The following is a 13,447-nucleotide window of genomic DNA, read 5'->3' as shown; positions in this document are numbered from 1 at the left end:
CTCAAGGAGGTCAGTATAAGGGCGAGAGCTGGAGCTTGGGAAACAGCAAAAAATTGAACTAAATCTCACCTCGATCTAACCTCTTTCCTCTTTCCTCTTTCCTCTTTCCTCTTTCCTCTTTCCTCTTTCCTCTTTCCTCTTTCCTCTTTCCTCTTTCCTCTTTCCTCTTTCCTCTTTCCTCTTTCCTCTTTCCTCTTTCCTCTTTCCTCTTTCCTCTTTCCTCTTTTTCTATCAAGCCCTATCGACCGAAAACGCCAAGACTTGCTCGATCGACTCGGCACCGATCATCACCATCACTAAACGATCCAAACCGATCGCCATCCCGGAGCAATCGGGCAAACCCGATTCGAGCGCCCGTAAGAAGCGCCGATCTTTGTCAACAGGCGGCAGCCCATTGCTGGCTCTAAAGTCGATTTCCTTATCGAAACGGGCCTCTTGCTCGTCGGCATTACACAATTCGTAAAAACCGTTACCCAATTCCACGCCGTCGATAAAAATCTCGACACGGTCGGTTATTGCGGGATTATCGGCATTCAGGCGCGCGAGCGACGATTGACAGGCCGGAAATCCGTAAACCATGCATAAACGGTCTTCTCCCAGATGAGGCTGCACGCAATGACTGAAAAGAAAATCCAGCCACAGCGCATGATCGTTTTCACAAATCGAAACGGCTTCAGGCAAGCCGGCGCGCTCGGCAAATTCCCGGTAAACGTAGGCCGAAAACGTTAGCGGATCGAGGCCGGTATATTTTAGAAAAATTTCTTGGTAATGAACGGTATGCGTTTGCTTAAGTGTTTTGAAAGGCTTCGCAACAACCTGAATCAACCGGTCGATTTCCGCCATTAATTGAAATAAATCGAAGCCGACTCGATACCATTCGAGCAAGGTGAACTCGGGATTATGAAAACGGCCGGACTCGCCGTTTCTGAAAGCCTTACAGATTTGGTAAATCGAACCATAACCGGCTGCCAGCAAACGCTTCATCGCGAATTCTGGGGAAGTCTGCAAATACAGCGTCTGCCGATTCGGATGAAAGCAAAATTCGGTACTGAAAAAGGCTAACTGCGGATCTGTGCCGATGCCATGGCAGAGCAGCGGCGTTTCGACCTCAAGGACTTCCAATTCGTCGAAGAACCGGCGAATCGCAGCCAGCATTCGCGCCCGCTGACGCAAATACTCCAACGAACCGGTCGGTAGCCAATCGTCCTGCGTCACTATTCTTTGACGCGCGAGACATATTCGCCGGTGCGGGTATCGACTTTGATCACTTCACCTGTTTGCACGAATAACGGTACGCGAACGACCGCGCCGGTTTCCAATACGGCCGGTTTACCGCCGCCACCGGAGGTATCGCCGCGCACGCCCGGATCGGTTTCGGTAATCGCCAATTCGACAAAATTGGCCGGCATCATAGAAAGTGGGACGTCGTTCCATAGCGTCACGGTACACATATCCTGATCCTTGAGCCAAAGCCCGGCATCGCCGACGGCTTTTTCATCAGCCTGATACTGTTCGAACGTATCCGGAACCATGAAGTGGCGGAATTGACCGTCGTTATAGAGGTATTGCATCTCGATATCGACCACATCGGCGCCTTCAAGCGACTCGCCCGATTTGAATGTTCTTTCGATGACTCGTCCGGTTTTCAGATTTCTAATCTTAACCCGATTGAATGCCTGGCCTTTACCCGGCTTGACGAATTCGTTTTCGATAATCGCTGCGGGATCACCGTCCAACATGACTTTCAATCCGGCTTTAAATTCATTGGTACTAAATGTGGCCATATTTTCCTCACGACTGCCAATTAAGAATAAAGAAATAATTAAAAATAAAAGCTCGCCATTATAATAGACGGCCGAACTGTTAGAAACTCGAAATCGCATCCGATGACCAAAAACCCTCCGTTTGTCCCGAAAATTTCCTGGCAACAAGAGCTTACCGAAGCCTTCACGACTTTCGAAACGCTTTGCGCTTTTTTGGAACTCGACCCAAAAAACTTACCGATATCGGAACAAGCCGCGAAGCAATTTGCACTGAAAGTACCGAAAAGCTTTGCCGAAAACATGCATAAGAACGATCCCAACGATCCTTTATTGCTGCAAGTCCTGCCGATTCACGATGAAACCCTCGCCTACCCGGGCTTCAACGACGACCCGGTCGGCGATCTCATGGCTACCCGCGAAAACCATATTTTGCACAAATATCAAGGCCGAGTTTTGATGATCAATACCGGAACCTGCGCGATCAACTGCCGATATTGCTTTCGCAGAAATTTTCCGTATGCCGATTACCAACTCGGACGCCAAAAGCAAAACCGGGCCATCGACTATATTGCCAACGACCCGAGTATTTCAGAAGTCATTCTCAGCGGCGGCGACCCTTTGTTATTAAGCGATAGCCGTCTAGCCGAACTCATCGAGCAGCTAAATGCGATCGAACATCTAACCCGCATCCGCATTCATAGCCGCATCCCTATCGTGCTGCCGTCGCGAATTACGGATGAATTAATCAAAACCCTGAATAACGCACGACCAAGCGTTACGATCGTCATGCACTGCAATCATGCCAACGAGATTAGCCCTGCCGTCGAGATCGCCTGCCGAAAACTTAAGCATGCCGACATGATGCTCTTCAATCAGGCTGTTTTGCTGAAAAACATCAACGATAACGCCGAACAATTGTGTCGGCTTAGCGAAACCTTATTTCACAACGGCATCGTACCTTATTATTTGCATTGTCTCGACAAAGCAACCGGCACCGGACATTTTGAAGTTTCCGAAGCAGAAACTTTAGGCTTATACGAAGCCATGCAAAAATACCTACCGGGCTATCTAGTTCCGAAATTGGTGAGAGAAGTGGCTGGGGCACCATACAAAAAACCAATCGAAGCATCGGAACGTGTACTTTAAAATTTAGGCTATGTTCGCGTTATTAGTTGATACTTTTGAACTTAAACCCAACATGAACCCCAAGGATTCGACTCTGAATAACTTTTTTTTTCAATATCGCGCCAATGGCTGAAAGGAGGGTACGGTTGCTCGATTGACAGGTGTCGGCAGCAGGGCAGATTTTTGCTCCTGCAAAATCTGCATTCATACCATCCATGGCAATCAGATTCCGCCGTCAAGCCTACATGGACGTATTCACGGCGTCCTGTCAAGCGAGTAATCGTACCCTCTTCCACGCTCAGCGTATTGGAAAGCAATCATTGACTATTTCCTAAGTGGTTTATTTAGTAGGAAAGAGAATCGTTTCAACTGCTAACGCGAACATAGCCAAAATTTACAGGGACGAAGTGCGGATAATTTCTCAACGAAAAAAAACATAGAGTCTACAATGTAACAGCTTAATGAATTGTCAAAAGTCAGATACGATGAAAAAATCTGAATCACTTCCTTTTACGTTGGAACAAGACGCGGTAGCCGATTGGTTAAGTCGACTCGACGTAAAAGATTCCATTGCCTCAGGCGCAACGCTTTATGCGGCATTAAAAAAAATACCGCATATTCGATTCGGCGATAAAGATCTGCTGGCCGTACTCGATACCTTAACCCCGTCGGTCTTACATATTTCCGATAATTTGATCGCATCATTATTACCATCGATCATTGCCGAAGGCTCGGTGAACCCAAAATCCCGCAAACTTGCCAGACTCAGTAGTCAATTGTTACGTAGCCACTGCCTTGCCTACTGCCATGCATCTACGGCCCAATCCTTAAACGAAAAACGCAAGGCTCATGCCATCTTTACGGCCATGCAAATCGCCGGACTGACAATGCGAACCAATACATTGTTTTCGGAGCGGAATTCCTCGACGCTTTGGCAAAAGACGGGAAAACTCTATCGAATCGCACGCAATGAACAATTAATCCCTATTTCGTTATCGAGCAAAATTCCGGCATTTAAAGTGCATAAATCGATATCGTCGGTGTTAAAACGCAATCTGTTGTTCGCATTATTCGACCCTTACCCTGCACCAGCGCAACGCATCATCGCTTATTTCGATCTCGCCGATCGCATTGCCGATTTAGTAGCGTTCGAAAAATCACTGAACCCGTCTTATAACTTTTACTGGGACGGTTGCGATAAAACCTTGCATCAAGACATTCCTGATATCCCTGGCGAAAACGGCCTTATTTTCAACACCGAGGAGGTTGCGCAGCATCTTTCAGGCCTAGCACCGGAAATGGAGGGGCAAGACGATTTATATTTCACGTTACGTCAAAAAATTAGCGGCTACCAAGATATTCTCGATTCGGTGATACTATCAAAGCCCACAGCTTATTGTTATACCGTCGGTATGACGGCAATAAGCGAACGGCTGAAGCACCTTGAAAGGATTTTTAAGATCCATCGATTGAGCGGCCCAATGGACAAAGCCGAGGCGCTGAGCAAAATGGAACTAATCCCGATGGAAAGTGAATTCAAAATGCTAAGCCCTCGCCAGCTGCATCTATCGCAAGAAAGCGGCAAAAGCATTAAAGTTGAATGGATTAATATACAACAGACGAAGTTTACGCAGTACCTCCTAGGTCATGCAAAGAACGAACGACTCACCGCCGGCCAACCGATTTTCCTCTACAATCAACAAGAAATACCTTGCATCGGCATAATCCGAAAAACAATCAAAAGCTCATCCCCTATACAACAGATGTTGATAGAAACATTACCGGGGGAAGCCAATTCCGTTCAATTCCGCATTCAAACAACGACTATCGAAGCCTTATTGGTCGATTCGCCGTCAAAAACCGAAACCGTCTTATTGCCGCCCGGCAAATATTCGACAGGAGACGAATTGGTCCGGGTCGAACAACTCGACAAACGTTATTATCTCAACAAGCTGATCGAAGCCGGGGAACATTTCATGCATTATCGGATCGTTTCCGATTAGCGACACCGTGCGGCACATGAGCAGCGGCAACATGCCGTGCAGCCGATTCGCAATGGCCTTGCTGATCGTCGAAAAAGATATCCGCACCGAAAGCGTCCAAGAAAGGGCCTTTCGGCATGCCGCCTAAAAATAAAGCCTCATCGATTCTGATACCCCAAAGTCTAAGCGTCCTAACCACCCGTTCGTGAGCCGGTGCGCCTCTCGCGGTTACTAAAGCCGTTCGAATCGGGACGGCATCCGGATCGAACTGAGCCTGGATACGATGCAGAGTACTCAAAAACTCCTTGAAAGGGCCGCCGGGCAGTGGATTTTTGGCTTGACTGCATTCGTTTTCGGTAAATGCGCTTAGACCGCGCTCTTGATAGATACGCTCGGAATCGTCCGAAAACAATACCGAATCGCCGTCGAATGCGATACGCAATTGATCATGAGACTTTTTCAGCGAAGAACCCGACAATATCGTCGCGGCCGCATAACCGGCCGCCAAGGCGTTAGCGACGTCGACCGCATTCGACGAAAGAAACAAATGCGCGCCGAATGCACGAATATATTCGTAAGGCGAAACACCGCTGGTAAACGCCGCGCGGGAAATATCGAGCTTATGATGCGCGATCGAATTAAAAATTCTAAGACCGGTATCGGCACTGTTGTGAGACAACAAGATCACTTCGACGATCGGGCCGCTTTTGCTGATGGCGTTCAACGCTAGAAACTTCTTGACCAGTTCATAACCGAAACCGGGCTCCAAAATCTCATCCTCATGCTCGATCTGGTAACGGCAAAAAGCCTCTTTACCTTCCGTTTCGAAGATCCGATGCGACTCGTCCAAGTTGAACAAAGCCCGGGATGAAACCGCAACAACCAGTTTTTGATGCGTGATCTCGATCGGCGCCGTCATATCATCGGCACTTAGGAACGAGCATGAAATAACTTCGATAACTGTTGGAAGGGGTTCGGTGGCTCGCTTGACAGGTGTCGGCGGCCGGAATAGCCGCCGTCAAGCCTACATGGACGTATTCACGGAGTCCTGTCAAGCGAGTCACCGAACCGCCACAATGCGTAATGCTTGTAGAAGTTATTTTGTACATATTCCTTATTTTTTACTGGTATTAAAGGTATACGACCTAACAATGCCGTTATTGTCGAAGCGAATGACCAAATCCTCGGTTTCGGCCGGCCCGAATAAAGAATATTTATATTTTCCGTACGTCCAAGTGTGACGACCGTCTTCCATGCCCATCCGCCATGGCTGACCAAACATTTCCCGTACTTGATTTTGAGTCGTCTCGCCGATTTTCAGATCCATCACCCGCGATGCGGCAAAATCCTTACCGACCGTAGCGCAACCGGAAAGCCCCGCGACACCTATCGAACCAGCAAACAACATGAGGCTTAAATTCAAAGCCCGTAAAGAAGATAAACCAACAATATTCATAGCAATTGATCCTAGTCGATTAAACAATTTGATAAAAACAGCATGGAAAAGCCATCATTCGACACGATTCCAACGCGAGAGTCGTATTTGAATATTGAGCTATATTAACTGTTTACAAGGGTTTTATGCATCTTATTTATACACGCCCCTAAAAACCGCGTTCAAACACCATGAAACGGCGGCCGCTCAAAAGCTGTAAACAGGCACTCGCGGAAATGTCGAAAAAATTCGCCCAGCGATAATGAAAAAGCTTTCATCACCCCGGAAAAGAATTTGCTTGGGTTAGCGAGGAGGCACTTTCATAGTAAAATGAATTAGGCGTTAAAAAAAAGGTCTGAAACTAGCATCAATAAACACCGTGAGCCCAGGCTATGAAATGGTTTATCCTCTTTTCCGCACTCTTCTTATCGGGATGTTCCAGCCTGCCCGTGGCGATACAAAAAGCACCGGTACCAGACATTCAATATACCGAAACCATCGATCGCATCGACACCTATAAAAATTATCGAGTACGCTGGGGCGGCACAATTATCCAAGTCGACAACGAGGAAAATCTTAGTCGACTACAGATTCTTCATTACCCGTTGGACAGATTCGGAAGACCGCAAACCGACCAAGAAGCCTCAGGCCGATTCATCCTGGAAACTCCCGAATTTTACGATCCTGCCGTTTACCGTAAAAACACCCAAATCACCGCCGCCGGCACTCTGAAAGGCAGCGACACGCTTAAAATCGGCAACAAATCACTGAATGTGCCCGTCGTTGAAATCCAAACGGTTCATCGTTGGCCCGAACGCACGCAAAGAGATTGCCGTACCGATTTCGGAGCAGGCTTCGGTTACGGACCTTACCCCTGGGGCTTTTATCCTTATGGATACTACCGCTACCATCCTCGTTTTTATTATCCGTGGTATTAATCCCAATTTCGGCATAAACGCTTAATGCACCGGGAAATAAATTTACCATGTGTTTCATGGTTAAACTGCCTAATTTACTGTGAAAGTTCGTAGATTGAGACTCTTTATCTAATTTTTCGATATGTAACACAATGCCAACTCCGAAGAGGGTGCGGTTGCTCGATCGACAGGCGTCGGCGGCAGGGCAGATTTTTGCTCCTGCAAAATCTGCATTCATGCCATCCCTGGCAATCAGATTCCGCCGTCGAGCCTACATGGACGTATTCACGGCGTCCTGTCGGGCGAGTAACCGCACCCTCCCACGCCCTCGCACTTTCATTTACTGGGGCGATTGCCTGGCTTTCATGAACGTTAGGATTATAAAACACACTCCCTGTCCGCTTTCTCGGCGGCGGCACGCCCGTTTGCCTCACTGACTTGTCGACTGAAATACAAAGCCGCGCCAAATAGTACGATACAAAACAAAATCGCGCTTTTCAGCCCGACCAAAATCTGCAACAAACCGATTGCCATCAAGCCGAACATGCCGGCCAACTTCATCGATAAGCCCCAAAAGCCGAAATACTCGGCGGAACGCGACAACGGCGAGAACAAGCCGATCAGAGTTCGAGTCGACGATTGGCAAGACCCCAGACTCAACCCCGCGACACTACCGACGAATAAAAAAACATATTGCGCTTGCCAAGCGACATTGAACTGAGACTGCATCATTTCAGTAAACACAGGCGTCAGATAAATCATTGCGATAGCCGATATCCACAATATCAAAGTCAGTCGATAAGTAAACAACGCACCCAACTTATCTTGTATGAAACCGAAAGCCACCGCCCCTAACGCTGCGGTAATCTGCACAATAATGAACATCCAAGTTCTGACCTCCTCGTCCCAACCGATAATTTGCGCGCCGTAGATGAATGCATACGTAATGATGATATATATACCGCTCATCGCGAAAAAAATCGACACCAACATTACCGCTAGGTCGCGGTGATCCTTGATATGTTCAACCGTATTGCGAACTCGGCCGATACCAATACGGAAATATCCCGTTCCGGGCGGTAACGAACAAGGCACGCCACGCTCCTTGACCCATAAAAAAGTCGGAATCGCCGCAACCAAAAAAAATACGGCCGCCCAAGGGCCCACCCAACGAATGCTTTCAAAATTTTCGGCGCTAACTTCACCCAGCACCAACAACACAAAAATCGCCGAAACCATACCGCCGACATAACCAAGCGCCCAACCGAAACCGGAAATTTTACCCAAATCATCCGGCGGGCCGAGGTCGGGCAAAAATGCCGCAATAAATGCTTCGCCGATTGAATATGCGAAATTGGAAATAATCAACAATAATACGCCCAACCACGCCAAACCCGGTTCGACAAAATAAAGCGCTGCCGTACTGAACACAGTCAATAAGTAACTACCGAATAAAAAACGTTTCTTATTGGCTGTGTAATCCATAACCGCGCCTGCTATGGGCGAAAAAATCACGACGCCCAAATAACCGATCGCCAAAGACACACTCCAAAGCAGATTACCAAGCCGGTAATCGGGTGCATCGCCGACGATCACTCGCGTAAATAAATCGCCGAAGACGACCGTTACAATCAGCAAGGTATAAGCCTGATTTGCAAAATCGAACATCGCCCAACCGAATATTTCTTTATTCGACGCTCTAACACGTGGATTCATTGCCTTATTCCTGACTTGAAATGACTGACTTTGAGAAATTCTGAGTGATTCCCGTAAAACCGACATTATAGACTCGGAAAATAAATTGATTTGTAAGTATTAAGGAACGAGCATGAAATAACTTAGACAACTGTCGGAAGGGGGTTTGGTGACTCGCTTGACAGGTGTCGGCGGCAGGGATAGCCACCGTCAAGCCTACAGGGACGTATTCACGGCGTCCTGTCAAGCGAGTCACCAAACCGCCACAAAGCCTACTACTTGTATAAGTTATTTTGTGCATATTCCTAAGCTCCTTCGCTGTATCTCAAACTCCGGCTTGGGAACGAGCGAAAAACCTTTTTCGACAATGATGGTCGAAATGAAACACTTACTCCAAAAATCTTACTTTGCGAGTCCGAAACCCTAACAACATATTCGAGTAAATTATGATGAATAAAATACGAATAGGCCAAACCGTCCCACTTTTGCCTGTATCCGATTGGATACAGGGAAACCCCATTGATTTAACACAGCAAAACGGGCGCGTCGTACTGATCGAAGTCTTTCAACTCAATTGTCCCGGCTGCTTCCTCTATGGCTTGCCCCAGGCAATAGAAATGCATCGAAAATACTCCGATAAGGGCCTGACGGTCATCGGCATATCAACGGCTTTCGAAGATTTCGATAAAAACACGCTGGACAACTTAAAGCTTTTGGTTAATCAACAACAGGTCATCGGGCATTCCTATCGCGTCTTAGCCGAACATGATTTGTTGGATGACGGCAAGCTGTCCTATCGGGTCCCATTTCCATTGGCGATGGACCGTTTGATCGAACGCCGGGCAAACTTCACCGACGAAGAAATTACCGAGTTCATAAATTCGCGTATTCCCGATTTCGAGCAACAAAGCGATCTGCAACGCGAGCAAATCCGGCAAAATGTAGCCTTTTATCTTGAAGGCCTTAAATACCGTGCCGAAACCTTCGAGCTTTTCGATCTGCAAGGCACGCCGTCCAGCATCCTGATCGACAAAGAAGGCAGGTTGGCCGAATGCTTGTTCGGACATGATCCCGAACTGGAATTCAGGATTCAAAAACTGCTTGAAGCAGAAATACAAAAATGATGTTTTTTGCCATTCAGTTGGCAAAGAATTATCGACGCATCAGAAGCCCTTATCGGACCAGTTCGCAACCAAACCAACCCGATCCGATCATCGCGACGAAGGCGTCGCTCCCACAAAGGGTTTCCAAGCGCTTTGGGAGCGACGCCTTCGTCGCGATTTCGAAGCCCGGAGGGACAGTTATAAAGAAAAGATATCGAAGCCGCCCAGGCTAAATAAACTACACAACCAAAAAAGATTCAAACATCCTCGAGCATCTTCAAGATCTGTTGGGCTTCTTCGATACCGATGAATTTTTCATCTTTGCCGACAGCCCGCTCGAGATGCTGTTTCGCCCGTTTGTGATCGCCTTGTTTGAAATACACCATACCCAACCGGTATTGAGCGATCGCCGACTCGGGTGCTAGCGCAGTGACTTTCAACAACAACTCTTTCGCTTGTTCGTAACTGCCTTGCTTATAGGCCAACACGGCGACCGTAAACAACATATCGGGATGACCCGTTTTCGCCAAAGGCGCGGCCAATTTAGCGGCACGATCCAACGTTGCGCTATCGCCGCCCAGTTCGGTCAAATAACGGACCCAATTATTCAAAGCAACGGCCGAAGTCGGTTGCATACGGTAATTTTCCTCCAACAAGGCAAGCGCTTTATCATGAGCTCCGTCGCGGTGATAAAGCGCAACCAAATCGCCGGTCAACGTCGTCGATGCCGTTTTTTCGATGCCTTTTATCAAAACTTCGACCGCTTTGGTTTTATGGTTTTGATTGAGATAAATACCGGCCAAATTGCGGTACGGACTTTCCCACTCGGGCTTGATATCGATCGCCTTGTTGAATGCGGCGACCGCATCGTTCGCTTTGCCCGCCGCGGCCAACACGCCGCCCATCAAATTGTAAGCGACAAAATGCTCGGGTTGCCGCTTCACGGCTTCTTGAAGCTTGGCCAAAGCGCGGTCCGGCTTATTCAATTGCAGCTGGGTATTGACCAATTGCGTCAACGGTTCGATTGCATCGGGTTGATTGACCAACGCATCGGCAAAGCGCTCGACCGCCTTTTCGGAATTACCTTCGGCTTGGTATGACAAACCGGCCAGATAGTACCCCGTCGCTTCATCGGGAAAAGCTTGCTGCACGGCGTCCGATACTCGACGGGCTTGCTCCCATTGCCGTTGAGACAAATAAATCTTGAACAAAGCTTCCAATCCTTTTTTATGATTGGGATCGGCTTGCAACAGCGCGCCGATTTGCTGAACGGCTTTGCCGGGATTACCAGTAGTGAGCAACAATTCGGCCAATTCAAGCCTCGCATTCTCGTCGGCCGGCTGCAATTGCACGATTTTTTCAAGATTTTCCAGCGCCGGCACCGGATCTTGATTTAACCGATGAGCGGTGCTCAACAATTTCAATACGGCAACATCGTTCGAGCGGTCCGCCAACACTTCACGAAAGTCTTGGATCGCGTCGGTCAAGCGGCTTTCGGCGAGCGCCAACTCGCCGCGCAAAATCAAGGCATCGCTTTGTTTGGGCTGTTTGTGCAACACGAATTCGAGTAATTCGGCAGCTTGACTGTTTCGGCCGGTATTGGCGTAGAGCCTAGCCAAGCGATTTTCGGCATTGATGCCCTGAACGCCGGAAGAGTCGGCCTCGACTATCTCCAATAACGCTTGCTCGGCTTTATCGGTCAGATTTTGTGCCAGATACAAATTAACCAAGCCGAACTTCAACACAAAGTCGTCGGGATATTCTTCCAAGAGCGGAATCAATTCGGCTTCGGCGATTTCCGGCCCCCGCTTTTCGGTCAAGAAATCGAGCAGATTGACAATCGCTTGCCGATTGTCAGGCAAATCGATAACGGCATCGCGCAGTACGCTTTCAGCCTTGTCGAGTTGATTGTGCTCGATCAAAAACAAAGCCAATCGCTTACGGTGCAACAAGGGTTTCGGTTCGATTTTAATAATGTCTTCGAATGTTTTTTCGGCCTTGTCGAAAGCTTGAGTCTTGACGTATAGATTGACCAGCATCAAGAGTAACGAAGTATCGTCGGAATTTTGATCGGCATAACCGCGTACAAACTCGATCGCTTGATCCAGTTTGCCCGATTTGGCCTTGAGCGACGCGAGCAGCAATACAGCCGGAACGTCTCCCTGCCTTTTCGCGAGCGCGGCTTCCGCCTTAACGATCGCGGCATCGCTACTATTTTGCGCGGCCAAAATCCCAGCCTGCAAAACCAAGGCATCGGGACTCTCGGCATCGATAGCCAACGCCTGTTTCATCAATGTCTCGGCATCTTGGACTTGACCTGCCAACAGATAGATTTGTCCGAGTTTGACGCGGGCCTTCAAATGTTTCGGATCGGCATTGACGACCTGCCGGTAAAGGTCTGCGGCTTGTTGTACATTGCCCAACTTTACCGAAGTCTCGGCAGATTCGAACAAGGCTTCAACTTGATCCGGCTTGAATTCGAGCGCCTGTTCGAAAGCGGCAAGGGCTTGCTCGTAATCACCCGCTTTAAATAATTGCTTACCTTGTTCGAGATATTCGTTCATTTGACGTTCGGTGTCGTCGCAGGCAGTCAAGGCTGCGGAAGAAAGGATGATAAAAAGAATGGAACGGTACTTTCGTATAAAAGACTTCATGAATAGTTTTTTGGTTCTGAAATTCGGGCACTCCTGATGGATTTTCCGATTGTAGTTTCTCCGCATTCTCCTAGTGCGGAAGCGGTTTGGAGAGATAATTGGTATAAGTTTTTGCTCCTTCCCAAGCTCTAGCTTGCACTGCCATTAAGATATCGAAACCCCTGTCATTCCGCCAAGGAGTGGCGGAATCCAGTGCCATGGATGGCAAGCACTGAATACATCCGTGTAGTCTGGATGTCGGCAATCCATGCCGACATGACGGCTTAACATAATGACAGTGAGTTTTCTGGTTCCCACGGTCCTCCCTGAAAATCCATACGTTGGTTGCCGAGACAAGATCGGTATGCATTCCCACGGAGGACCGTCACTGTCATTAAGTTAAGGGAAACCCGTCATTCCGCCACGGACTGGCGGAATCCAGTGCCATGGATGGCGGGCTTTTGAAGCACATTCGAGCCTGAATGCGGAAAATGCCAGCATTACTTATTCTTTGGCGGCTTAACTTAATGGTAGTGACGGAGGACCGTGGGAATGAGGGAATACTTTCACAGTCTCTGGAGCTTGGGAAACAGCGGAACAACGCTTTCACTAAAGGTATTCTATGTACAAAATGCCCTGCTGTCTTAGCCAATGAGACTTCGATGACTTTTATTGCGACCCGCCTTTGGCGGCTTCGATATCGCGATCTGGGGATCGCTCCCACATCAGAGACCTCAAGTGCCACCCGGCAGGACGGGTTTTGCAAACCCGTCCGTAACATTTTGATATTGCTA

Annotated in this window: 11 protein-coding genes; 4 read left to right on the top strand and 7 right to left on the bottom strand. The window is 48.2% G+C overall.

The window, feature by feature from the left end:
• Nucleotides 1-58: 58 nt before the first annotated feature.
• From EQU24_RS22285 to efp, 3 genes are read right to left on the bottom strand one after another with little or no spacing between them, the layout of a single operon-like run.
• Nucleotides 59-235: a hypothetical protein gene (locus EQU24_RS22285; protein WP_175421663.1), complete on the bottom strand. Its 177-nt coding sequence runs from the start codon at nucleotides 233-235 to the stop codon at nucleotides 59-61.
• The gene (gene epmA, locus EQU24_RS05490; RefSeq protein WP_235726458.1) at nucleotides 232-1,155 is read right to left on the bottom strand and encodes an EF-P lysine aminoacylase EpmA; all 924 of its coding nucleotides are present in this window, start codon (nucleotides 1,153-1,155) and stop codon (nucleotides 232-234) included. Before epmA ends, EQU24_RS22285 begins: the two co-directional genes overlap by 4 nt.
• A gap of 59 nt (nucleotides 1,156-1,214) precedes the next feature.
• Nucleotides 1,215-1,784 carry an elongation factor P gene (efp, locus tag EQU24_RS05485; protein ID WP_026130128.1) on the bottom strand — a complete coding sequence of 190 codons (570 nt, stop codon included), beginning with the start codon at nucleotides 1,782-1,784 and terminating at the stop codon, nucleotides 1,215-1,217.
• A gap of 102 nt (nucleotides 1,785-1,886) precedes the next feature.
• Here efp and epmB point away from each other — a divergent pair, with 102 nt between their 5' ends.
• Nucleotides 1,887-2,909 (top strand): EF-P beta-lysylation protein EpmB, encoded by a 1,023-nt coding sequence (gene epmB, locus EQU24_RS05480; protein WP_017840456.1) that lies wholly within the window; start codon nucleotides 1,887-1,889, stop codon nucleotides 2,907-2,909.
• Nucleotides 2,910-3,373: 464 nt separating this feature from the next.
• Nucleotides 3,374-4,891, top strand: a complete 1,518-nt coding sequence (locus EQU24_RS05475; RefSeq protein WP_138767091.1) for a hypothetical protein — start codon at nucleotides 3,374-3,376, stop codon at nucleotides 4,889-4,891.
• Here EQU24_RS05475 and EQU24_RS05470 read toward each other — a convergent pair.
• Together EQU24_RS05470 and bamE are read right to left on the bottom strand one after the other, a co-directional pair.
• Complete coding sequence (locus tag EQU24_RS05470) at nucleotides 4,863-5,789, bottom strand: 5'-nucleotidase (protein ID WP_017840459.1); 927 nt, start codon at nucleotides 5,787-5,789, stop codon at nucleotides 4,863-4,865. The genes EQU24_RS05475 and EQU24_RS05470 overlap by 29 nt on opposite strands.
• A 195-nt stretch (nucleotides 5,790-5,984) precedes the next feature.
• Nucleotides 5,985-6,326 (bottom strand): outer membrane protein assembly factor BamE domain-containing protein, encoded by a 342-nt coding sequence (gene bamE, locus EQU24_RS05465; protein WP_017840460.1) that lies wholly within the window; start codon nucleotides 6,324-6,326, stop codon nucleotides 5,985-5,987.
• A 371-nt stretch (nucleotides 6,327-6,697) separates the two neighbouring features.
• Here bamE and EQU24_RS05460 point away from each other — a divergent pair, with 371 nt between their 5' ends.
• A complete protein-coding gene (locus EQU24_RS05460) occupies nucleotides 6,698-7,243 on the top strand; it encodes a Slp family lipoprotein (protein WP_026130129.1) in 546 nt (181 codons plus the stop codon).
• Nucleotides 7,244-7,600: 357 nt separating this feature from the next.
• Here EQU24_RS05460 and EQU24_RS05450 read toward each other — a convergent pair whose 3' ends face one another.
• The gene (locus tag EQU24_RS05450) at nucleotides 7,601-8,938 is read right to left on the bottom strand and encodes an MFS transporter (RefSeq protein WP_017840462.1); all 1,338 of its coding nucleotides are present in this window, start codon (nucleotides 8,936-8,938) and stop codon (nucleotides 7,601-7,603) included.
• 425 nt (nucleotides 8,939-9,363) lie between these two features.
• Between EQU24_RS05450 and EQU24_RS05445 the strand changes: the two genes are divergently transcribed.
• Complete coding sequence (locus EQU24_RS05445) at nucleotides 9,364-10,041, top strand: peroxiredoxin family protein (RefSeq protein WP_017840463.1); 678 nt, start codon at nucleotides 9,364-9,366, stop codon at nucleotides 10,039-10,041.
• 236 nt (nucleotides 10,042-10,277) lie between these two features.
• Here the strand turns inward: EQU24_RS05445 and EQU24_RS05440 are convergent, their stop codons facing one another.
• Complete coding sequence (locus EQU24_RS05440; RefSeq protein WP_017840464.1) at nucleotides 10,278-12,674, bottom strand: tetratricopeptide repeat protein; 2,397 nt, start codon at nucleotides 12,672-12,674, stop codon at nucleotides 10,278-10,280.
• Nucleotides 12,675-13,447: the final 773 nt, after the last annotated feature.

This window comes from Methylotuvimicrobium buryatense (assembly GCF_005931095.1).
GTDB classification, from domain to species: Bacteria; Pseudomonadota; Gammaproteobacteria; order Methylococcales; family Methylomonadaceae; genus Methylotuvimicrobium; species Methylotuvimicrobium buryatense.
This window is presented reverse-complemented; position numbering and strand designations above follow the sequence as displayed.